The 21,491-nt window shown below is 71.1% G+C and carries 19 protein-coding genes; 13 read left to right on the plus strand and 6 right to left on the minus strand.

Going from position 1 to position 21,491, the window contains the following annotated elements; all coding sequences use genetic code 11:
* The first annotated feature begins 87 nt into the window (after window positions 1-87).
* The 10 genes from ectB (at window position 88) to HGB44_RS12060 (ending at window position 10,323) form a co-directional block, all read left to right on the plus strand.
* A complete protein-coding gene (ectB, locus tag HGB44_RS12015; RefSeq protein ID WP_061081879.1) occupies window positions 88-1,353 on the plus strand; it encodes a diaminobutyrate--2-oxoglutarate transaminase in 1,266 nt (421 codons plus the stop codon).
* 130 nt (window positions 1,354-1,483) lie between these two features.
* A complete protein-coding gene (locus HGB44_RS12020) occupies window positions 1,484-1,879 on the plus strand; it encodes an ectoine synthase (RefSeq protein ID WP_017567884.1) in 396 nt (131 codons plus the stop codon).
* Window positions 1,880-2,388: 509 nt separating this feature from the next.
* Window positions 2,389-3,243, plus strand: a complete 855-nt coding sequence (gene ehuB / locus HGB44_RS12025) for an ectoine/hydroxyectoine ABC transporter substrate-binding protein EhuB (RefSeq protein WP_061081880.1) — start codon at window positions 2,389-2,391, stop codon at window positions 3,241-3,243.
* A gap of 7 nt (window positions 3,244-3,250) precedes the next feature.
* Window positions 3,251-3,979, plus strand: coding sequence for an ectoine/hydroxyectoine ABC transporter permease subunit EhuC (gene ehuC, locus HGB44_RS12030; protein WP_061081881.1), 729 nt, complete (start codon window positions 3,251-3,253; stop codon window positions 3,977-3,979).
* On the plus strand, window positions 3,979-4,617 hold the full coding sequence (gene ehuD, locus HGB44_RS12035; RefSeq protein ID WP_061081882.1) for an ectoine/hydroxyectoine ABC transporter permease subunit EhuD: 639 nt from the start codon (window positions 3,979-3,981) through the stop codon (window positions 4,615-4,617). The genes ehuC and ehuD overlap by 1 nt, the downstream gene beginning before the upstream one ends.
* Window positions 4,604-5,440, plus strand: coding sequence for an ectoine/hydroxyectoine ABC transporter ATP-binding protein EhuA (gene ehuA / locus HGB44_RS12040; RefSeq protein WP_061081883.1), 837 nt, complete (start codon window positions 4,604-4,606; stop codon window positions 5,438-5,440). The genes ehuD and ehuA overlap by 14 nt, the downstream gene beginning before the upstream one ends.
* A 162-nt stretch (window positions 5,441-5,602) precedes the next feature.
* Window positions 5,603-6,535 carry a CPBP family intramembrane glutamic endopeptidase gene (locus tag HGB44_RS12045; RefSeq protein ID WP_210751501.1) on the plus strand — a complete coding sequence of 311 codons (933 nt, stop codon included), beginning with the start codon at window positions 5,603-5,605 and terminating at the stop codon, window positions 6,533-6,535.
* Between the two features lie 165 nt (window positions 6,536-6,700).
* The gene (locus HGB44_RS12050) at window positions 6,701-8,812 is read left to right on the plus strand and encodes an RNA degradosome polyphosphate kinase (RefSeq protein WP_082768484.1); all 2,112 of its coding nucleotides are present in this window, start codon (window positions 6,701-6,703) and stop codon (window positions 8,810-8,812) included.
* Complete coding sequence (locus tag HGB44_RS12055; RefSeq protein WP_061081885.1) at window positions 8,809-9,822, plus strand: NUDIX hydrolase; 1,014 nt, start codon at window positions 8,809-8,811, stop codon at window positions 9,820-9,822. Before HGB44_RS12050 ends, HGB44_RS12055 begins: the two co-directional genes overlap by 4 nt.
* A gap of 57 nt (window positions 9,823-9,879) precedes the next feature.
* Complete coding sequence (locus tag HGB44_RS12060) at window positions 9,880-10,323, plus strand: SRPBCC family protein (RefSeq protein ID WP_061081886.1); 444 nt, start codon at window positions 9,880-9,882, stop codon at window positions 10,321-10,323.
* A 161-nt stretch (window positions 10,324-10,484) separates the two neighbouring features.
* Here HGB44_RS12060 and HGB44_RS12065 read toward each other — a convergent pair whose 3' ends face one another.
* Entirely contained in the window at window positions 10,485-11,072 is a 588-nt protein-coding gene (locus tag HGB44_RS12065) for a hypothetical protein (RefSeq protein ID WP_231972529.1), read from the minus strand.
* Between the two features lie 267 nt (window positions 11,073-11,339).
* Here HGB44_RS12065 and HGB44_RS12070 point away from each other — a divergent pair, with 267 nt between their 5' ends.
* Window positions 11,340-12,035: a M50 family metallopeptidase gene (locus tag HGB44_RS12070; protein ID WP_061081888.1), complete on the plus strand. Its 696-nt coding sequence runs from the start codon at window positions 11,340-11,342 to the stop codon at window positions 12,033-12,035.
* Window positions 12,036-12,669: 634 nt separating this feature from the next.
* A complete protein-coding gene (locus HGB44_RS12080; RefSeq protein ID WP_061081889.1) occupies window positions 12,670-13,317 on the plus strand; it encodes a restriction endonuclease in 648 nt (215 codons plus the stop codon).
* A gap of 193 nt (window positions 13,318-13,510) precedes the next feature.
* On the opposite strand, the gene HGB44_RS12085 is transcribed toward HGB44_RS12080, so the two are convergent.
* From HGB44_RS12085 to HGB44_RS12095, 3 genes are all read right to left on the minus strand, one after another.
* Window positions 13,511-13,861, minus strand: a complete 351-nt coding sequence (locus tag HGB44_RS12085) for an STAS domain-containing protein (protein WP_017567895.1) — start codon at window positions 13,859-13,861, stop codon at window positions 13,511-13,513.
* Between the two features lie 584 nt (window positions 13,862-14,445).
* The gene (locus HGB44_RS12090; protein ID WP_061081890.1) at window positions 14,446-16,797 is read right to left on the minus strand and encodes a hypothetical protein; all 2,352 of its coding nucleotides are present in this window, start codon (window positions 16,795-16,797) and stop codon (window positions 14,446-14,448) included.
* Between the two features lie 165 nt (window positions 16,798-16,962).
* The gene (locus tag HGB44_RS12095) at window positions 16,963-18,057 is read right to left on the minus strand and encodes a CaiB/BaiF CoA transferase family protein (protein ID WP_061081891.1); all 1,095 of its coding nucleotides are present in this window, start codon (window positions 18,055-18,057) and stop codon (window positions 16,963-16,965) included.
* A 654-nt stretch (window positions 18,058-18,711) separates the two neighbouring features.
* Here HGB44_RS12095 and rsmA point away from each other — a divergent pair.
* Window positions 18,712-19,593, plus strand: coding sequence for a 16S rRNA (adenine(1518)-N(6)/adenine(1519)-N(6))-dimethyltransferase RsmA (rsmA, locus tag HGB44_RS12100; protein ID WP_061081892.1), 882 nt, complete (start codon window positions 18,712-18,714; stop codon window positions 19,591-19,593).
* A 163-nt stretch (window positions 19,594-19,756) separates the two neighbouring features.
* On the opposite strand, the gene HGB44_RS12105 is transcribed toward rsmA, so the two are convergent.
* Window positions 19,757-19,981 carry a hypothetical protein gene (locus HGB44_RS12105; RefSeq protein WP_061081893.1) on the minus strand — a complete coding sequence of 75 codons (225 nt, stop codon included), beginning with the start codon at window positions 19,979-19,981 and terminating at the stop codon, window positions 19,757-19,759.
* The gene (locus HGB44_RS12110) at window positions 19,968-21,389 is read right to left on the minus strand and encodes a PspC domain-containing protein (RefSeq protein ID WP_061081894.1); all 1,422 of its coding nucleotides are present in this window, start codon (window positions 21,387-21,389) and stop codon (window positions 19,968-19,970) included. Before HGB44_RS12110 ends, HGB44_RS12105 begins: the two co-directional genes overlap by 14 nt.
* Between the last annotated feature and the right edge of the window lie 102 nt (window positions 21,390-21,491).

Here is a 21,491-nt window from a genome sequence, read left to right on the forward strand (position 1 = left end):
GACCGTCCGCACCGGACCCGCTCGACCCACCCCGTCGCCCAAGCCATGAGCCCACGAACCTGGGATAAAGGAACCGAGGAACACACGATGGAGACCTTCCAGCGCCTGGAGTCCGAAGTCCGCGGATACTGCCGGAACTGGCCGGTCGTGTTCGACCGGGCCGTCGGTAGCCACGTCTACTCCGAGGACGGCAAGCCCTATCTCGACTTCTTCGCGGGAGCGGGGTCGCTCAACTACGGGCACAACAACCCCGAGCTGAAGACCTCGCTCATCGAGTACCTGACCGACGACAAGATCGTGCACAGCCTCGACGCCTACAGCGTGGCCAAACGCGAGTTCCTGAAAACCTTCGAGGAGATCATCCTCAAACCCCGGGGCCTCGACTACAAGGTCCAGTTCCCCGGACCCGCGGGCAACAACGCGGTCGAGGCCGCGCTCAAGCTGGCCCGCAAGTACACCGGTCGCGAGACCATCGTCAACTTCACCAACGGCTTCCACGGCATGACCCTGGGCGCCCTGGCCGTCACCGGCAACTCGATGAAGCGCGGCGGCGCGGGCGTGCCGCTGGGCCACGTCGCCACGATGCCGTTCGACAACTACCTGGACGGCAAGACGCCGGACTTCCTGTGGCTGCGCAGCCTGCTGGACGACAGCGGCAGCGGCCTGGACAAGCCCGCCGCCGTCATCGTCGAGACGGTCCAGGGCGAGGGCGGCATCAACGCCGCCAGCGCCCAGTGGCTGCGCGAGCTCTCGGAGCTGTGCCGCGAGTACGACATCCTCATGATCGTCGACGACATCCAGATGGGCTGCGGTCGCACCGGCGACTTCTTCAGCTTCGAGGAGGCCGGGATCACCCCGGACATCGTCACGCTGTCCAAGTCCATCAGCGGCTACGGCCTGCCCATGGCCCTCACCCTGTTCAAGCGCGAGCTGGACGTGTGGGAGCCGGGCGAGCACAACGGCACCTTCCGCGGGTTCAACCCGGCCATGGTGACCGCCAGCGAGGCCCTGCGCCGCTACTGGAGCGACTCGGCCTTCGCCGACTCCGTCAAGGCCAAGGGCGACATGGTCGCCGCCCGCCTGGCCGAGATGGCCGCCGAGCACGCCGAGTTCGGCGCGCACGTGCGCGGCCGCGGCATGGCCCGGGGCCTGGCCTTCGAGCAGACCGACATCGCCAAGAGGGTCGCCGCCGAGTCCTTCGACCGGGGCCTGCTCCTGGAGACCTCCGGTCCCGAGGACGAGGTGGCCAAGCTCCTGCCGCCGCTCACGGCGAGCGAGGAGGAACTCACCGCCGGTCTTGACATCATGGCTGACGCGGCCCGTGCCGCGGTCAAGGCGGCTCAGCCCGCCTAGGAAGTCTCCAGCCAGGGGACTCCACACCCACGTGGGTACGGGGCCGGGCGGCGACCCTCGGGACGTCGACCGGCCCCGCCCCCGTGCCGCACCACCACAGGAGCGCTCAGAGCGCGTAGAGGGGGACACAGTGATCGTTCGCAGCATGGACGAGGTCAACGACACCGACGCCGACATCAAGACGGAGAACTGGCGCAGCCGTCGGATCGTCCTGGCCAAGGACAAGGTCGGCTTCTCCTTCCACGAGACCGTCCTGTACGCGGGCACCGAGTCGACCTTCTGGTACGCCAACCACGTCGAACTCGTGCACTGCATCGAGGGCGAGGCCGAGCTGACCAACGAGGAGACCGGGGAGAAGCACACCATCACCCCGGGCACCCTCTACCTGCTCAACGGCCACGAGAAGCACACCGTCCGCCCGAAGACGGACTTCCGCGTGCTGTGCGTGTTCAACCCGCCCGTCACCGGACGTGAGGTGCACGACGAGAACGGCGTCTACCCCCTCGTCGTCGAGGAAGACGCCTGAGGTCCGTCCCAGGACTGTCAGACCACGCGGGCGGGGGCCGGTCGGCCCCCGCCCTTTCGCGTCGGGAGACGGGGGCGCAGGGGCGACGCCGGGGCGTCCGCGCGGTGTCGCGCGGGTGGCGCCCCAGGGTGACGGAGCGCCGGACCCAGGGTCACGAGCACCAGGTGACCCGCCCTGAGCAGGCGAAAGGCCGGATAACTCCGAGACCGCACGTGCATAACCAGTGCATAACGGACTAAACGGGTCTTGTTACTGCCGGTTCTGTCCGGGGAGGGAGACCCCCGTACTCATGCCGCCGCGCCCTGCCCCCGGGCGGCGGCCGCAGCCGCGGCCCCGGCGCCGCGGACCGCCCACACCAGGCGTCCCGATCCGCATGCGCGGCGCTGTCGTCCAGCCAGGCGAGAGCGCCGCCCCCCCCGTGAGTCTTTCGAGGAGCAGTCGTGAAGAAGCAGGTACCCGCAGTACGCAGAGGAGCCTGGGGCCGCCGTGACGCACTCCGACTGGGAGGCGTGGGGCTGGCCACCCTCGGCCTGGCCGCGTGCAGCCGCGTCGACGGCGGAGGCGGCGGGGAGGGGGAGGAGGGCGCCTCGACCCTGGACCGGCTGCGCGAACAGGGCTTCGTGGCCGTCGGCCTCGCCAACGAGATCCCCTTCGGCTTCGTCGACGACTCCGGCAACCCGGCCGGACAGTCCCCCGCAGTGGCCAAGGCCGTCTTCGAGGAGCTGGGCGTCCCCGAGATCCAGGCCTCCTCCGTGAACTGGGACGGGCTGATCCCCGGCCTGAACGCGAACCGCTTCGACGTCATCGCCGCCGGTGTGTTCATCACCCCCGAGCGCTGCGGGCAGGTCGCCTTCAGCGAACCCACCGCGACCTCCCCCGAGGCCTTCATGGTCGCGGAGGGCAACCCGCACGGCATCCAGCACTTCACGGACTTCGTCGACAACCCCGACCTGGTGCTCGCGGTCCTCAACGGCTCGGTCGAGCAGACCTACGCCGAGTACTTCGAGGTGCCCGAGGACCAGATGGAGCTCATCCCCAACCAGACCGCCGGCTACGAGCTGCTGGAGGCGGGGCGCGTCGACGCGATGTCCATGCTGAGCGTGTCCCACACCTACCTGCTCCAGGACCGGGGCGGCCCCTTCGAGGTCACCGAGGCGTTCTTCCCCGAGATCGACGGCCAGGAGGAGAAGGGCTGGGGCGGGCTGTGCTTCCGCCAGCAGGACACCCAGCTCCTGGAGGAGGTCAACCGGGTGATCGCCGAGTTCAAGGAGAGCGGACGCCTCCTGGAGCTGGGCGAGGAGTGGGGCTTCACCGAGGCCGACCTGCCCGACGACACGACCACCGCCGAACTCTGCGAGGGATGAACCCGCAGTGGACTTCCTGATCCAGCGACTGCCGCTCTACGCCGAGGGCGCATGGGTCACCATCCAGCTCACCCTCGGGGGCATCGCACTGGCCTTCGTCCTCGCCATGGTCTTCGGGATCATGGGGACGATCCGGCACTGGCTCCCCCGGGCCGTCGCCACGGTCTACGTGGAGGTGTTCCGGGGGATCGCCGCCCTTGTGCTGATGTTCTGGATGGCGTTCGCCCTGCCCCAGCTGACCGGTTTCCAGCTGGCCGACAACTTCGCCGCGATCCTCGCCGTGGGCCTCAACCTGGGGGCCTACGGGGCCGAGGTCGTGCGCTCGTCCATCAACGCCGTGCCCAAGCCGCAGGTCGAGGCCACCGTCGCGCTGAACCTCTCCTGGTTCCAGCGGACGCGCCTGGTCGTGCTGCCCCAGGCCTGGGCCCAGATGCTGCCCACGTTCGGCAACCTCAACATCGAGTTGATGAAGGCCACCGCGGTGTCCTACCTCATCGGTGTGGCCGACCTGACGGCTGTGGCGCAGAACATGCGCCAGGCCACGGGTGAGACGGTGGTCGCCTTCATCGGCGCGTTCGTCCTCTACTACCTGATCGCGCAGGTGCTCATCCTCGGCATGCGACTGCTCGAACGCCGCGCCAACCGCAAGCTGGGCCGCGCCGCTCCGGGCGGCGGAGGCCTGGCGTCCCTCCTGCGGCCCCCGGCCGTCGACGCGAAGGCGGGGGTGGCCAAGTGATGTTCTGGGACTTCGAGTGGACCTTCGAGGTCATGCCCGACCTGCTGGGCGGCCTGTGGGTGACCGTCCAGATCACCGTGCTCGGTTACCTGATCGCGCTGGTCCTGGGCCTGGCGATCGCCATCGCCCGCCGGACGCCGATCTTCGGCTCCGTCCTGCACGCGGTCATGGAGTTCGTCCGGACGACCCCGCTGATCATCCAGCTGGTGTTCGTCTTCCTCCTGACCCCGGCCGACATCTCCGCGATGACCGTGGGCGTCGTCGTGATCGGCGTGCACTACGCGGCCTACACCGCCGAGGTCTACCGCTCGGGCATCGAGGGCGTGGCCAAGGGGCAGTGGGAGGCGGCCCGGGCGCTGAGCCTGCCCACGAGCCGCACCTGGGGCGCCATCGTGCTGCCGCAGGCGATCCGCAAGACCATCCCGGCTCTGGGCAACTACCTCATCGCGATGTTCAAGGACACGCCGCTGCTGCTGGCGATCAGTGTGCCCGAGCTGCTCACCGAGGCCCAGCAGGTCGGCAGCGCGGACTTCCGCATCGTCGAGGCCTACACCCTGGTCGGGATCCTGTTCCTCCTCGTGAGCATCCCGTCCGCCATCCTCATCCGACGACTGGAGCGACGCTATGCCGCCGTCTGACACCACCGTGAACGAAGAACCCCAGGGTGTCGGCAACGGGCCCCAGGACCAGCCCCTGATCGTCTTCGACGACGTGGTGAAGCGCTTCGGCGACCTCACGGTGCTCGACCACCTGAACTTCTCCGTCGCCCCCGGCGAGCGGGTCACCCTCATCGGACCGAGCGGTTCGGGCAAGACCACCATCCTGCGCCTGCTGATGACCCTGGAGAAGGTCACCGAGGGCGTCATCTGGGTGGGCGGCGATCCCTTCAGCCACATGCGCAAGGGCCAGGGCCTGACCCGGGCGAACGAGTCCTACCTGCGCGCGCGCCGCAAGCGCATCGGCATGGTCTTCCAGCAGTTCAACCTGTTCCCGAACATGACCGTCCGGCAGAACATCACCGAGGCGCCCGTGCACGTGCTGGGCACCCCCAAGGGCGAGGCCAACGCCAAGGCCGAGGAACTGCTGGAGCTGGTCGGGCTCGGGGACAAGATCGACGCCCACCCGACCCAGCTCTCCGGCGGCCAGCAGCAGCGCGTGGCGATCGCCCGCGCGCTGGCCATGCAGCCGGAGATCCTGCTCCTGGACGAGGTCACCTCGGCCCTGGACCCCGAGCTGGTGGCCGGGGTCCTGGACGTGCTGCGCGAGATCGCCGAGACCACCGACATCACGATGCTGTGCGTGACGCACGAGATGGGCTTCGCGCGCGACGTCTCGCACCGGGTGCTCATGTTCGACCAGGGACAGATCGCCGAGGAGGGCACGCCGGAGCAGATCTTCGGCGACCCGAGGGAGGAGCGGACCAGGTCCTTCCTCCGCTCGGTCCTGGACAACGGTTTCTGAGGGCCCCGAACCCGCGTACCGCCGGGGCCGCTCCTCCGGGAGCGGCCCCTCGGTGTGACGGGACATGTCGAGGCGAGTGGCGACATACCGTAGTCATTAAGTAGCTTTTAGTTTCCCCTTGGGCAGAATGAGAGTTCTGAGACAGGGGGGACTCTTGTGACCATGGTGCGAAGATGGGGGCTCGTCTGGGGGGTGTCGGTCGCCCTGCTGCTCTTCGTGGCGCCGATGCTCTTCCACCCCGTGCTGCGCTCCGACGTCCTCGACGACTCCCTGGTCCTCTTCCTGATCTCCTGGTCCCCGATGCTGATCGGCGGGATCCTGGCCTGGGCCATGGTCAGGGGCTTCGGCGCCCGCGAGCAGCTGGACCGCCGCGTCGTCCAGGCGATGGACGGCCACCCCATCGTCCGCGAGCTGGGCTGGCTGGGGCTGTTCCTCGCCGGCTTCGTGGTGTCCATGGCGCTGCTGTCGATGCTCTTCGCCACCTACGAGGCGGTGTTCGGCGCCGACCTGGCCATGTCCGAGGCGCTGGTCTCGCGCCTGCTGTTCCTCTTCACCCTGCCGCTGCTGGTCATGGACCGCTCCGGCATCACCCTGGACGGCAAGGGCACGGCCATGCCCGCGGTCGCCCTGAAGGTGTCCGAGCCCTGGCGATGGCTCGGGATGGTCCCGATCGCCATCGCGCTGGCCCTGATCGGCTACCTGCTCATCCCGCGCCTGGGGCTGCCTGGGCCCTCCCTCCAGCTGCTGGGCTACGTGCTCGCGTTCACCGTCATGGCGGTGTGCGAGGAGATCTTCTTCCGGGGGATGGTGCAGACCCGCCTGGAGATCCTCACGGGCCGCTGGGGCGGCATCGTCGCCACCTCGGTGCTCTTCGCCCTCACCTACGCCCTCATCCAGCCCTACGACGCGCTGTCCCAGCTGCCGGGGACCGACCTGGTGTACAACACCGGCCTGGCCCTGCTCACCTACGCCACGGCCAGCCTCCTCTACGGCTACCTGTGGACGTGCTTCCGCAACACGTGGATCCAGGTGGTGATGCGTGTCGGCATGTTCCTCATGCTCATGCCACCCGACCTCCAGACCGGTGTCATGTGACCGGACCCGCCCACCGGACGAACGGTAAAACCGGCGGTCAGGAGGAGGAGACCACGGCAGGAGCGGGCATAGAGCTACAGAGGGCCCACACCGGTCGTGTCTCGGTCATTTTCCCCTCACGGGGTTGTCACCTTGCGGTCATGGAAAAGGGGGATTCTGCCCACTGTGAGCACGGAAACAGCGCCAACACCCGAGGGGCCCGCCGCCGGTACGCCCGAGCTTCCCGCCGACAGGTTCATGGACAGGGAGGAGGGGTGGCTCCGCTTCAACCAGCGCGTGCTCGAACTCGCCGAGGACGAGGACATCCCCCTCCTGGAACGCGCGCGGTTCCTGGCGATCTTCTCCAACAACCTGGACGAGTTCTTCATGGTGCGCGTCGCCGGGCTCAAGCGCCGCCTGGCCACCGGCCTGGCCGTCGCCTCCTCCAGCGGGCACCACCCCCGCGTGCTGCTCGGGCGCGTCTCCCGGTTCACCCGCGAGCTCATGCTCCGCCAGGCCGCCTGCTTCCACGACAGCGTCGCGCCCGCCCTGCGCGAGGTCGGCATCCGCATCGTGCGCTGGAGCGAGCTGGAGACCGTCGAGCGCGAGAACCTGCGCGGCTACTTCCAGCGCTCCGTCTACCCGCTGGTGACGCCCTTCGCGGTCGACTCCGCGCACCCCTTCCCCTACATCTCCGGCCGCTCGCTCAACCTCGCGGTCGCCGTCCGCGACCCGCGCGACGGGCGCCGCATGTTCGCCCGGGTGAAGATCCCCAGCTCCCTGCCCCGCTTCATCGAGCTGGGCGACCGGGAGGGCGGCCGGTTCGTCCCCGTCGAGGACATCGTCGCCGCCCACCTGCCCCAGCTCTTCGAGGGCATGCAGATCCTGGAGCACAACGCCTTCCGGGTCACCCGCAACGCCGACCTGGAGGTCGACGAGGACGAGACCGACGACCTCGTCACCTCCCTGGAGAACGAGCTGCTGCGCCGCCGCTTCGGCCCGCTCGTGCGCCTGGAGGTCGAACACGACATCAGCGACGAGGCCCTGGCCATACTCACCGCGGAGCTGGGCGCCGAGGAGGAGGAGATCTACCGGGTCCCCGGCCCGCTCAACCTCGCCGGACTGTCCCAGATCGCCGACACCGACCGCCCCGAGCTGCGCTACCCGCCCATGGTCCCCGTCGAGCCGCGCGCCCTGACCTCCGGCGACCTCTTCGCCGCCGTCCGCGAGCGCGAGATCCTCGTCCACCACCCCTACGAGTCCTTCGCCACCACCACCGAGCGCTTCCTGGCCCTGGCCGCCACCGACCCCGAGGTCGTGGCGATCAAGCAGACCCTGTACCGCACCAGCGGCGACTCGCCCATCGTGGAGTCCCTCATCGAGGCCGCACGCGAGGGCAAGGAGGTCGTGGTCCTGGTCGAGATCAAGGCCCGCTTCGACGAGCAGAACAACATCCAGTGGGCCCGCAAGCTCGAACAGGCGGGCTGCCACGTCGTCTACGGCGTCGTCGGCCTCAAGACCCACTGCAAGCTGTCCATGGTCGTGCGCCGCGACGACGACGGGCTGCTGCGCCGCTACTGCCACGTGGGCACCGGCAACTACAACCCGAGCACCGCCCGCATGTACGAGGACCTCGGCCTGTTCAGCGCCGACCCCGAGGTGGGCGAGGACGTCAGCGACCTGTTCAACAGCCTCACCGGCTTCTCCCGCAAGAAGCACTACCAGCGCCTGCTCGTGGCGCCCGCCGCCCTGCGCGAGAGCCTCCTCGAACAGATCGCCGTCGAGATCGACAACAGCCTCAAGGGCGAGCCCGCCCGCATCCGGATCAAGGTCAACTCCCTGGTCGACCTGGAGATCATCGACGCCCTGTACCGGGCCTCCCAGGCCGGCGTGAGCGTCGACCTGTGGGTGCGCGGCAGCTGCGTCCTGCGCGCCGGGGTGCCCGGCCTGTCCGACAACATCCGGGTGCGCAGCATCCTGGGCCGCTTCCTGGAGCACTCCCGCATCTTCGTCTTCGCCAACGGCTGGCGGCCCCAGGTGTGGATCGGCAGCGCCGACCTGATGCCCCGCAACCTCGACCGCCGGGTCGAGGCCCTGGTGCGCGTGGCCGACACAGAGCAGTGCCGCAGGCTGGTGAGCCTCATGGACCTGGCGATGGACGACGGAACCTCGTCCTGGCGGCTCGAACCCGACGGGACGTGGACCAGGTTCACCCGCGACGGCGACGGGCGACCGCTCACCGACCTCCAGGACAGCCTGCGCGGCGACCGCCACCTGCGCGTGGTGGAGGGCGGATGAGCGCCGGACCGAACGGGGGCGACGTGGAGGGATCGGTCGAGGGCGGCAGCGGATCCGGACCCCTGCGGGAGACGGCGGTCGGCGGCTACCTCGAACCCATCCGCGCGGCGGGTGCCCTGCTGTGGCGCGAGGGCCCGGGCGGCACCGAGATCGTCCTCGTCCGCAGGCCCGACCGGGGTGACTGGTCCCTGCCCAAGGGCAAACTCAAGAGCCGCGAGCACCCCGTGACCGGCGCGGTCCGCGAGGTGGTCGAGGAGACCGGCCTGGTCCCCGTGCTGGGCCGCAGGCTCCCCCCGCAGCGCTACCTCAAGGACGGCTGGCCCAAACAGGTGGAGTGGTGGGCGGCCACCACCGCCGACCCCGCGGCGGGGATCGACTACCCGCCCAACGCGGAGGTGGACCTGGTCGAGTGGGTGCCGGTGGACAGGGCCCGCGAACGGCTCACCTACGACCACGACGTGCGGGTGGTGGACAACTTCCTGGCCGGACCCGCGACCACCTTCCCCGTCATCCTGCTGCGGCACCTGTCGGCGGGGGACAAGGGAGCCTGGACCGACGACGACATCCTGCGGCCCCTGGACGGGACCGGGCGCGCCGACGCCCTTGCCCTGCCCCGGGTGCTGAGCGCCTACGGGCGGCCCCGGGTGGTGACGTCGGCGGCGGCGCGGTGCACCGAGTCGCTGCTGCCCTACACGGTGGAGTACGACGTTCCGACGCGCACCGAACGCGCGTTCACGGTCCACACGCCCTCCGACGGTCCCTCCGGCGGCTCCCCGTACGGCGTGGAGGAGGCCCGCGAGGCGTTCGCGCGCGTCCTGGCCGAGGGGAGGCCGACCGTCGTGTGCACGCACGGCGAGCTCGTCCCGCAGCTGATGGCCGAGGCGCTCACGCGGCTGGACGCGCCGTTCTCCCAGCAACTGGGGCTGCGCAAGGGCTCCTTCTGGGTGGTGCACGTCACCGCGGAGGGCGGAGGGCTGGCGGCGGTGGAACGGCACGCCGTCCGGGCCTGAACCCGGATCCGGCGGGGTGCCCGGGACCGGGCCGCACGGCGCTGCCATGATGCGCTCATGACCAGACACAGGGTTACGCGGAGCGTCGTGGTCGACGCTCCCGCCAAGCGGATCTTCGACATCATCGCGGCGCCGGAGCGGCACGCCGAGTTCGACGGCTCGGACACCGTGCTCTCCAGCCTCTTCGGTCCGGAGCGGCTGGAGCGGGGCAGCGAGTTCGGCATGGACATGAGGATGTTCGGCGTCGGCTACCGGATGACCAACAGGGTGGTGGAGTACGAGGAGGACCGCCTCATCGCCTGGCGGCACTTCGGCCCGCACCGCTGGCGCTACGAACTGGAGGAACTGGCGGAGGGGGGCACCCGGGTCACGGAGACCTTCGACTACTCCAGGGGCCTTCCGGCCTTCTACGTCCTCATGGGGATGCCCGCCAGGAACGCGAGGAGCATCGAGCGGACCCTGGTGCGGCTCAAGGCCGCGGCGGAGTCGCGGGAGGACTGACCGCCGCACGGTCGGACGCTGACACGGCAGACGCCGCCCGCGGGGCGGGGGCCGCGGGCGGCGCTGCGCTGAGGAGAGCGGGTCCGCCGCGTCGGCGCCGCGCGCCCGCTCCTGCGCGGGCGCGTCGGGCTCAACCGGTCGCGCGGACCCGGCCGGGGCGGCTAGCGCCGGCCGTGGTCCTTGTCCTCGTCGTCGTCCTCGTCGTCCTCGTAGTAGCCGTCCTTGTGGTCCTCGTCCTCGTCGTCCTCATCGTCGTCGTGGTCGTGCCTGTGGTCGCGGTCGTCACCCTTCTTGCGGTCGTGGCCCTCGTGACCCTCGTGGTCGCCCTTGCGCCGGTCGTCGCCCTCGTCGTCGCCCTTCTCGCGCTTGTCCCTCTTGCCCTCGTCCTCCTTCTCGTCGTCGTCCTCGTATCCGTCGTCGCCGTGGTCGTGCCCGTTGTCGTGGTCGTGGTGCCAGCCGTTGCCGTGGTCGTGGCCCTCGTGGTCGCCCTTCCGGCGGTCGTCGCCCTTGCGGTCGTCGTCGCCCTTGCGGTCGCCGCGGTCGTCGCCCTTGCGGTCGTCGTCGCCCTTGCGGTCGCCGCGGTCGCCGCGGTCGTCACCCTTGTCGCCGTGGTCGTGCCCGTTGTCACCGTTGTCGTGGTGCCAACCGTGGTAGCCGTTGTGCTCCTCGTCCGCGATGGCGGGGGAGGAGGCGCCGATGACGGCACCGGCGGTCAGGGCCATAAGGGCGAGTCCAGCGATACGCTTCACAATAATCCTTGCTTTGAGTAGCCAGAAAATCACTGCCAGTGATGAATGTAAGCTGGCGACCCCTGTTTGGCCAGTTCATCGGCGCGAGGAAGTCACATTGACCTCGGGGAACGCTCGTATTCCACGACAGAACACGGAACGTCCCCACATGCCCTAAAGTTCGGCAAGGGCCCCTGTTCCACGCGTCTCCCGGCAACCGCGGCGCGCACCGGTGGGCCCGTGCACGATCGGGCCGAACCAGAGTCGGGGGCACACGTGGGAACAACCTTGGGCGACGTCTGGCAGGAAGTGCTGTCGGTCCAGCCCGAACCGGAGCGGTGGATCATCGTGACCGCGGCGGTGCTGGCCCTGGCGGCCGTACTGCTCGGCCCGCCCTGGCGGATCGGGCGCAACGTCGTCACCATCGCCCATGAGGGCGGGCACGCCCTGGTCGCCCTGCTCAGCGGCCGCCAGCTCACCGGGATCCGTCTGCACTCGGACACCTCCGGGGTCACCGTCTCCCGGGGAAAGCCGACCGGCATCGGCATGATCCTGACCGTCTTCGCGGGCTACGTCGCCTCGTCGGTCATCGGTCTGCTCGGCATCCTCATGCTCATGTCGGACCGCATCACCGCCCTGCTGTGGCTGAGCATCGTCGTGCTCGCCGCCATGCTCCTGATGATCCGCAACGTCTACGGCGTGGTGTCGATCGTGGCGACCGGCGCGGTGGTGTTCGGGATCAGCTGGTTCACCCCGCCGGAGGTGCAGGCGGCCTTCGCCTACCTCTTCATCTGGTTCCTGCTCTTCGCGGGCGTGCGGCCGGTGATCGAGCTCCAGGCCCAGCGCGGGCGCAACCCCTCACCGCACTCCGACGCCGACCAGCTGGCCCGGCTCACCGGTGTGCCGGGAACCCTGTGGGTCGTGGTCTTCTTCCTGGTCAACGCCGCGGTGACCGTCCTCGGCGTCTGGCTGCTGCTCTTCTAGGCACTGTTTTGTGGACGGATGAGGTCGCGGAGCCCCAGATCCGGATCGAAGCCGCCAACACAGTCCCGTCGAAGACCACGGCCCGCTTGTCATGGCGGGTCGCGACCGCCCGGTTCTGCTTGAGCAGGTTGACAGACCGCTCCACGGTGTTTCGGCGGCGGTGCTCACACCGGTCCCTGGGCCGGGTGACAGTCGTTTTGGTCTTGCGGCGGCGCAGGTGGCCCCGGTTGACCCTGCTGGAGTAGGCCTTGTCGCCCAGTACCCGGTCCGGACGGGTCCGGAGCCTGCCCACACGGCGGGGCGGTCGCAACGCGGCCGTCAACGGCTCGGACATCAGATCGTCTCCGCGCGCTCGCCCGGGCTGAGGAGAGCGTGGCCAGGGGCCGTTGGCGGGAGCCGGCGAGCAGGTGGGGCCCGGCAGCGGCCGCGTCCGGACGCGGCCAACATATGTCCTATATGCTCAGTTTTTCCTTTTTGACCTCTTCTTGGTTTGCTGCAAAGAGTCGGCATCCTCGGAAGCAGAGGAAACAGAGTGACTCCAGAACCATCCCCCTCCTCACCCTCATCCCCCGCGTCGTCTTCGGATGGCGAGGCGAACTCGCCCGCGATCCGGACCGGGCCAGAACGGTCCACGGTGGTCTTCGTCCTGGTCTCGGCGGCGTTCTCCGCCGCCCTGTTCGTGGAATACCGCTCCGAGGGGTCCGCTCTCATCGACGCTCTCGGGCCGTCGGCCTTGGGCGGCCTGCTGTTGTACTGGGCGCTCACCGCTCTGCGCAGGCGCAGGCGGGCGAGAAAGGGCCAGGACACGGCGGCCCGGCCCAAGGGCTGGCTGGCGCGTGTGATGGAGGAGGGGGCCGCAGCCGAGCGGGAGAGGAGGCAGGAGGCGCGGGAGCGCGCACGGACGCGGATCCACACGCCCACGGAGGCCGAGGCATTCGTGGCGAAGTGGCTGCGGAGCCGGGGTTTCCGGGGAGCCCGGGCCACGCCTCCGTCGGGTGACGCGGGGATCGATGTCACCGCCTCGGGTATCTCCGTGCAGGTCAAACGTTACGGCTCCAAAGGCGTTGGGCGCCCTGAGGTGCAGCAGCTGGTCGGAGCGGCCCGGGTCGGTGACGTGGCCGTGTTCTTCACCTCCTCGCGTTACACGGACGCCGCCGTCGAGTACGCCGACCAACGCGGTGTCGCCCTGTTCGCGTTCGACTTCGCGGGGGGTTACCCGGTGCGCGTGGTGAACAGAACCGCGGAGCGGCTGCTCCGCGACCGCGGTCGCGGGCACGAGTAGAACCGGTCCGGTCGTCCCGGTCGGCCCCGCCGCCCGGACACGACGGACCCGAACACGACGAAGGGGCGCGACCGTGGTGGTCGCGCCCCTCGCGCTTGCTGTGGCCGGTGTCTGCTGTGGCCGTGCTTGCCGTGACCGTGCTTGCTGTGAACCTGTGTCCCGGGAGGACGCCCGGGGATGGGCGGCACGGGCGCTACGCGCGCGGCGCCGTGAGCGCCTCCGAGACCGTCGTGAAGACGGGGATGCGCGTGTCGAGCGAGGTCACCCGCAGGGTCTGGAGCACCCGGTGGATGGGGGAGGCGATGGCCAGGACCGCCTTCTGCTCCTTGGCGGCCTTGTGCGCGCGGATCAGGACGCGCAGACCGCTGGAGTCGATGAACCGCAGGTCGGCGCAGTCCAGGACCACACGGCCGAAGGGCTGCGTGGTCAGAGCCTCGGTCACCGCCTCCTGGAAGCGGTGCTCGGTGGCCATGTCGATCTCCCCGTCCAACGCCAGAACCCGTCCGGCGTCGTGCAGGGTGGAGGAGATGTTCAGGTCGGGCATGGCGACTCCGGCGTATTCGGGCCTCGCCCGACGGGTCGGCGCGGTGGGCCGCACACGGCTCCACGAGCGCGTGCCGACCGGGACGTTGGTCGTGTTACCGCGGTGGCCAAGCTGATGGTTCATCAAGTTCCTTGCGTGTTGCCCCCGAACGGGGGTGAAACGCCCTTCTCGCCTGGGTCTGCCGGACAGGTCCGCGTGAAGCGGGGTCATCGGGCAAACGTACGGAGCCGGACCGGAAGTTCCTGCGTGTCCGTGCTCTGCGATGGAGGCGGCGGAGACGGACGGTGCGCCGGTGGGCGCCGAGTCGCTGCCTCGGGCCACTCCCGCCCTCGGCAACTGTGCAAACCAGCCCGCGGGGGCGGGCATTCCCCGCCGGTGCGGCGGGGGTGGCCGTCGGACGGCGGTGCCTGGCCTCTTCCGAACGGTCGGTCGGGCCGGTTCTGCGCCCGGCGAAGCGCCGGGTGTCTCCCGCGAGAAGCCGCCCGGCCACGGACTTTACCACAGCGCCGTGGCCGATTCGTGACGTGAGCGACGCAAGGTCGTGCTCGCGTCCTTTGCTCTCCGTGTGCTTTATGAGGTATGCATCACATGCACTGGGCGTTCTCGACGGGTTCGGGATCGGATGTCCGGTCCTCGTCCCTCTGCTGGAGGGCCCACACGCACGCCGACAGTGTGAGCGGTACCACCACCGTCAGCGCGATCGCCGGGATCGCCACCCCCGAGTCGTTGACCGCGAAGCCCACCAGCGCGGTCACCAGGGAGCCGGTCAGTCCCGCGCGCAGCGTCGGCGCGTACTCGTAGGCCACCTGGAGCGCGCCGATCCGCCAGTGGGTCGGCCGGTGCAGCATCACGAACAGGAACACCAGCGCGCACGCCGCCAGCAGGGTCAGCTGCCAGTTGCCCAGGGTCCCCAGCATCGCGCTCAGCTTGCGGGCCACCACCGCACCCGCCTCGCCGCTGACCACCTGGGCGGCGAACGCCCCGAGGTGGCTGCGGTCCTCCGGCGGACGCAGGTAGTCCAGCCACGAGATCAGCGAGATCGCCGTCACCGTCACCAGGGCCACCACCGCCAGGCGCACCGCCGTCACGCGTACCCCGGCGATCATCATCGTCGTCACCGCCAGGCCGGGGATCAGCGCGATCACCCCGCCGAAGTCGGTGCCCAGGCCTGGCCAGCCCACGATCAGCACCGTCGCCGCCCCGACGACCAGGGTCACCGCCACGGCGGAGCGGCGCCAGCCCCGCGAGACCAGCTCGTGGGAGATCCCCGCGACCGTCATCAGCATGCCGGTCGCGAACGTCGCGAACGCGATGTTGCCGACCCCGTAGAACCGGCCCGCCACGATCGGCGAGTACCCCGTGGGCGAGTTCATCTGGAGGTAGGCGCCGAAGCACAGGTCCAGGAAGAGCACCGCCGTGGTCGCGCCCGCGACCACCGTCATCGGGCCCAGGGCGGTGCGCCGCCACGGTCCCGCCATGGCCAGCGCCACCACCAGGGCGTCCGCGGCCAGGACGCACACCAGCAGCGACATCAGCGGAGAGGACGAGGCCCACCACGGGATGAGGTTGGCCAGGTAGCTGGCCACCGGGAAGGCCGCTCCGGCCAGCGCCACCGCCCGCGTCAGCGTCAGCACGCGCGCGCGTTTGCCGCGCTGGCGGTTGGAGTAGCGGTGCAGCGCGTAGGCCGCCGCCGCGTAGATGAGCAGCTGGAAGGCGACCAGACCGCTGAAGAAGCCCGGGACGGCGGCGCCCACCACCACCGCGGCGGTGTTGAACTCCACCAGCCGTCCGACGGCCTCGTCGGTCCGCGGCGGCCGGTCGGCCAGGTGCCAGGCCCGGCCGCTGGTCGGCTCGGTGGCCCGCATCCCCAGGGCGGTCAGGACGGTCGGTGTGGTGTCGGTGAGCACCACCAGCCCGGCCCGGCGGGTCGAGTCCGAGGCCAGGAAGGCTCCGTCCCCGGTGAACCCCGCCTCCGAGACCTCCCCGGACACGGCCACCGTGAGCTGGGAGGGCCCGGTGTCCATGGAGACGCCGACCACCATCAGCGACGATCCGACCGGCAGTACGCGCTCCAGCGTCCTCAGCCGCTCGTCCATGGCGGCGAGCGCCTTGTCGCGCTCCCACTCGGGGACGTCGTCGGGGTTGGGCTCGGGCGGTCCCCCGGCCTCCCCGTCCGCCTCCTCGTCCTCGTCGGCGGCCTCACCGACCGGTTCCTGCGCGGCCTCCCGGGCCTCCTCGTCGGTGATCGGCGGATCCGGGTAGTCGGGGTAGAGACGGGTGAGCCCGGCCAGCTCGACCGCCGCGAGGGAGACCCCCTCCAGGCGGTCGGTGGTCAGATCGCGCACGTCGTCGACGTAGTGGTCCACCCGCCCGGAGGCGTCGGCCACGCCCAGGGCCGCGCCGTGGCCGACGGCGAGCGTGGTCCCGCCCTCCTCGTGCACGGTCTGCCCGAGCAGCCCCACGGGCGCGCGGAAGAAGGTCCTCGCGTTCTGGCTGACGTAGGCGTCGAAACCCGGGACGACCGCGCCCGAGCCGGTGCGCTGGGGCTCCGGGGCGGCCTCGCACACCGTGAAGCGCTCCCGGATGGACAGGGCGCGCTGCCCGGCCGACACCGACAGCCAGCCGTCGGTGGGACAGGTGCGCGAGGTGGCCGTGCGGATCGACACGTTGCCGATCGAGCCCTCCTCGGCCATTCCCCACAGGGTCGGTGTGGTCTCGGGAGTAACGTCCTGCCACAGCAGGCCCGGCACCCCCACGAGCACCACGGGTCCCTCACGCTGCCCGGCCGGTCCCTCCGGACCGGACAGGGCCTCGGTCTCGGCGGGAACCGCGGCGGACGCGGCGGGCGCGGTGCACAGCAGCACCGTCGCGGACAGCAGCAGGGCACCCAGGCGCGCTCCCCAGTGCGCCCCCGGTGTGACGAGCCGTCGTGGCATGGCGGACCCCCCGTCGCGCGCTCAGCCGGACTGGTCGCTCACCCTAGCCACTCTTCGCGCCGCGTAGGGGGATCCGCGGGGCCCGGCGCGTGGGGAGGGTGACGTGTGACGGTGTGCGCGGAAGCGCTCCGGCCGGGGAAGGGCGGCGCGCGGACGGGGTTTCGGTCAGGGGGTGATGCCCCACTGCTGGAGGGTCTTCGCGGTGTCGGGCTGTTCGGTGCCCCGGGTGACCCCGCCCGGGGTGCGGTCGAAGCGCGGCGCCGGGCCCGACAGGATCCGGTCGCCGTCGCGCACGAGCGAGCCGCGGGCGCGCACGTGCGGGTGGTCGGGGGCCTCCTCCAGGGACAGGACGGGCATCACACAGGCGTCGGCGCCCCCGAACACCTCACCCCACGCGTCGCGGGTGCGGGTGCGCAGGACCTCGGCGAACCGCTCGCGCAGCCGGGGCCAGCCCTCCCGGTCCCACTGGTCGGGCAGGTCCTCCCCGGCCAGGCCGACGCCCTCCAGGAACGCGGCGTAGAACTGGGGCTCGATGCAGCCGACCGACACGTGGCGGCCGTCGGCGCACTCGTAGACGTCGTACCAGGGGGCGCCGGTGTCCAGGTAGTTGGTACCGCGCTCGTCGCTCCAGGAGCCGCGTGCGCGGTCCTCGTGCAGCATCGACATCAGCAGCGCGCTGCCGTCCACCATCGCGGCGTCCACGACCTGGCCGCGGCCGGAGGACTGGCGCTCGACCAGCGCGCTCAGGACACCGGTGACCGCGAACATGGTGCCCCCGGCGAAGTCGCCCAGGAGGTTGACCGGGGGGACCGGCGGGCCGCCCGCGCGGCCGATGGCGTGCAGGGCTCCGTTCACGGAGATGTAGTTCATGTCGTGCCCGGCGGTGCGGGCGAGCGGCCCGTCCTGGCCCCAGCCGGTGACCCGCGCGTAGACCAGGCTCGGGTTGGCCTCCAGGCAGGCCTCGGGACCCAGGCCCAGGCGCTCCATGACCCCCGGTCGGAAGCCCTCCAGGAGCACGTCGGCGCGGGAGGCCAGGTCGCGGGCGAGCGCGAGGCCCTCCTCGGACTTGAGGTCCGCGGGGAGGACGGTGCGCCCCTCGCTCATGTGGGGCCCGCCCGCGCCGGCGTTCATCGCGTCGGCGGCCGCGGGGCGGTCGAGGCGGATGACGCTGGCGCCCAGGTCGGCGAGGAGCATCCCGGCCATCGGTGCCGGGCCGATCCCGGTGAACTCGACGACGCGGATTCCGTTCAGGGGTCCCATGGGGAGGTCTCCAAGGCGGTAGAGGGGAGCGCGCGCGACCAGAACGGCGCTCGGTTCATTGTGCAGTCTCCGCTTCCGTCGCGCCACGGCGGTGCCCCGCCGGGTGCCGGGGGAGAGGGGAGCGGAAATGCGGGAAAGGGGGCGAAAGGGGAATGCGGGCTCGAAGGGCCGCGCACAGCCCCGCCTTTTTCGGTCAGATACAAAAGCGCTCCGACAAGGGGTGTTAATGTGTCGGTGTTCGCTGGGAGAAGTGTCGTTTTCCGCCTCCGGAAAAAAATTTCCGTCACCCCTCCGCCGGCGACGGCGCGCCGGAGCGCGCCCGCGCCGGACAGAGCATGGGAAAACCGTACCGACCTTTCCGAAAAGGGCGAATACGTCATGTCCAGCACTCCGGAGACCGACGCCTCGGGGAAAGGCACCCGCCGCCGCAGCGGGGGACGGCGGCCCGCCCTGCGACGCCAGCCCCGCCGAACAGGCCCGGCGCGCCCAGCAGCTCTACGACGGCGCCGGCGGTGACTGGCGGAGGCAGCGGCCCCACCGCGGCACGCACCTGTTCGACTGAACGGAACCCGGAGCGGGACGGCGGTCGGAGAACCGCACGGACCGCCGCACAGATCCGCCGTAAACGGGACGACGTGCGGGAGCTGGCAAGATGTGGGGGTGACACAGACACCCGCGCCCGACGACCGCTCCCGCCTGCTCACCCCCGCCGACGTGCGGACACTGGCGGAGCGGTTCGGTATCCGGCCCACCAAGACCCTGGGCCAGAACTTCGTCATCGACCACGGCACCGTCCGCCGCATCGTGCGGGTCGCGGGGGTCACCGAGGAGGACACCGTCGTCGAGGTCGGCCCGGGTCTGGGCTCGCTCACCCTGGCGCTCCTCCCGCACGTGCGCCACGTGACCGCCGTGGAGATCGACCCGGCGCTGGCCGAGGCCCTGCCGGGCACCGTCGCCGACCACGCGCCCGACCTCGCCGACCGGCTCACCGTCGTCCACGGCGACGCCATGCGCGTGACCGGGCTGCCCGGCCCCGAGCCCACGGCGCTGGTGGCCAACTTGCCCTACAACGTGTCCGTCCCGGTCCTGCTGCACCTGTTGGAGCTGCTGCCCAGCCTGCGGCGGGTGCTGGTCATGGTGCAGGCCGAGGTCGCCGACCGCGTCACCGCCTCCCCGGGCGGCCGCGTCTACGGGGTGCCCTCGGCCAAGGTCGCCTGGTACGCCGGGGCCCGCCGCGCGGGATCGGTCGGCCGCAACGTGTTCTGGCCCGCACCCAACGTCGACTCCGGTCTGGTCGAACTCATCCGCCGCCCGCAGCCCGTCACCACGGCGAGCCGCGAGGAGGTCTTCCGGGTGATCGACGCCGCCTTCGCGCAGCGCCGCAAGACCCTGCGCGCCGCCCTGGCCGGGTGGGCCGGTTCGCCGCCCGCGGCCGAGACCGCCCTGCGCGCGGCGGGCGTGGACCCCTCGGCCCGGGGCGAGTCGCTGGACGTGACGGCGTTCGCGGCCATCGCCGAGCAGCGCCCGCGGCCCTGAGCCCCGACGGGCCTGATGAGCACCGACGGGTCCGGCCCGGGTGCCCGGACAAGCCGCGGGGCGCCTCCCCGTCCCGGTCGGCGCCCCGCGTTCCCGCGTCCCCAGCGGGTCCTGGTGTTTTCCGTTGTGGCTCTCGTGACCCCCGCGTCCGGGGGTGTGTCCGTCACTCCAGGGTGTCGGAGCGGCTCTCCGTGGAGGGCCGCTCGCGCCGGGGCCGGGTGAGCGCGCGGGCCGCCCCGGCCGCGCCCAGGCCCGCCAACAGCACCGGCGGCACCCACAGGACGTTGAACTCCCAGTCGCCCGTGCCGCGCATGACGAATCCGACCGCCAGGCCGAGGAACAGCAGGCCCGCGACCAGCGAGCCCCAGTCAGTCCTACGCTCCGCCACGCTTCACCTCCACAACCCCGACCAGTGAGTCGGTGCGCACGTTGATCCGCGGGGCCCCGGCCCCGTCGCCGCCTCGCGACCCGGTGTCCGCCGCGGCCCCGTGGACCTCCTCGTAGTCCAGTGAGACCCCGAACATGTCGTCCCGCCCGTCCTTCGGGCCGAACTCCACGGCCCCCAGACCGATCTCCGAGTGCACCGCGACCTCCGCGTCCTCGGGCAGGACCAGCTCCACGCGGCCCGCTCCCATCCGCAGCGACACGTCGACGGTCCCGCCGGGCTCCAGGTCCTCCAGCCCGGTCAGGTCCAGGGTTCCCGAGCCCACGGTGAGCCGGTGGTCGCCGGACTCGGCCGCGGCCACCGTGGTCGGCCGCCACGTCTCGTCGCCGATCCGCACCCGTGTCAGATCGGTCACCGACGCCAGCACCAGCAGCAGAACGGCCGCCGCGCCCATCGGGATCAGCCCCCGTGGACTGCCCGCCCAGGCGCCGACCAGCGCGTACACGCCGATCACCGCCAGGGAGCCGGCCAGGAAGAACACCCCGGTCTCCGGCCCGAGCAGCAGGTCGGCCGTCCGACCGCTCCACAGCGAGGACGACCAGCCGAACTCCAGCACCGGCACCAGGACCGCCCCGGCCACGACCGTCCACAGGGCCAGGGAGGCCAGCGGCAGACGCCTGCCCTTCGGGAGGGAGCAACCGTCCTCCGCCTTCCGCGTGCGGGACCCTCCCGCCTCGCCGGAAGGCTCCTCCTCGCCCTCGTCCTCGTCACCGGTCTCCCCGGAGTCCCGCGCGGCGGTGCGCTCCGACACCACCGCCAGGTCCACCGGCCCCTGCGGCGCGGACGCCCACGGCTGGGCCGGGTTGTAGTAGGTCGCGGTCGGCTCCGGGGACGGCGTCGCGGGCGGCGGCTCCGTGGTCCGCAGGTCCTCGCGCAGTTCGGCGAACGCCGTCCGGAGGTCCACGCCCCGGTTGCGTGCGGCAAGCAGCCCCAGCACCAGGGGTACCGCCAGCACCAGTGTCGACCACCCCAGTCCGCCGACCAGGCTGAACGTCGTCGCGACCGCCAACCCCACCGCGAGGAGCTTGGGCACCGTCCGCGGCGGGATACTGCGGTTGAGCATCTGCTCGAACGTCGCCGGGACGCCCTGGGCGTCGCGCATGAGCATCCACGCGGCGATGTAGAGCAGCAGACCCGCCGCCCCGGCGAACGAGGTCAGCACGAAGGCCGCACGCCACACCACCGGGTCGACCCCGGTGTACCGGCCCAGGCCCGCGCACACACCGGCCAGGACCCGGTCCTCGTCCCCCTTGCGCAGCTCGCGCACGGAGGTCCCGGCGTCCGCCTCCGCCGTACCGGCAGCGGACGCGGCCGGGGCGCCCTCCGGTACCGGGTCGTCAGTCATGGTCACTCACCGCGCTCTCCTCACCCACCCATGGTCACCCGCCACCGTCCACCAGCACATCCGGGACGACCCTGAACCCACCCTGACGGGGGCCCGGCCAGGACCAGG

This window comes from Nocardiopsis alborubida (assembly GCF_012396365.1).
GTDB lineage: Bacteria > Actinomycetota > Actinomycetes > Streptosporangiales > Streptosporangiaceae > Nocardiopsis > Nocardiopsis alborubida.

Coding starts and splice junctions, on each gene's coding strand:
- ectB (WP_061081879.1), top strand. CDS start 88: ATGGAGACCTTCCAGCGCCTGGAGTCCGAAGTCCGCGGATACTGCCGG.
- ehuD (WP_061081882.1), top strand. CDS start 3,979: ATGTTCTGGGACTTCGAGTGGACCTTCGAGGTCATGCCCGACCTGCTG.
- ehuA (WP_061081883.1), top strand. CDS start 4,604: ATGCCGCCGTCTGACACCACCGTGAACGAAGAACCCCAGGGTGTCGGC.
- HGB44_RS12045 (WP_210751501.1), top strand. CDS start 5,603: ATGGTGCGAAGATGGGGGCTCGTCTGGGGGGTGTCGGTCGCCCTGCTG.
- HGB44_RS12055 (WP_061081885.1), top strand. CDS start 8,809: ATGAGCGCCGGACCGAACGGGGGCGACGTGGAGGGATCGGTCGAGGGC.
- HGB44_RS12060 (WP_061081886.1), top strand. CDS start 9,880: ATGACCAGACACAGGGTTACGCGGAGCGTCGTGGTCGACGCTCCCGCC.
- HGB44_RS12085 (WP_017567895.1), bottom strand. CDS start 13,861: ATGCCCGACCTGAACATCTCCTCCACCCTGCACGACGCCGGACGGGTT.
- HGB44_RS12090 (WP_061081890.1), bottom strand. CDS start 16,797: ATGCCACGACGGCTCGTCACACCGGGGGCGCACTGGGGAGCGCGCCTG.
- HGB44_RS12095 (WP_061081891.1), bottom strand. CDS start 18,057: ATGGGACCCCTGAACGGAATCCGCGTCGTCGAGTTCACCGGGATCGGC.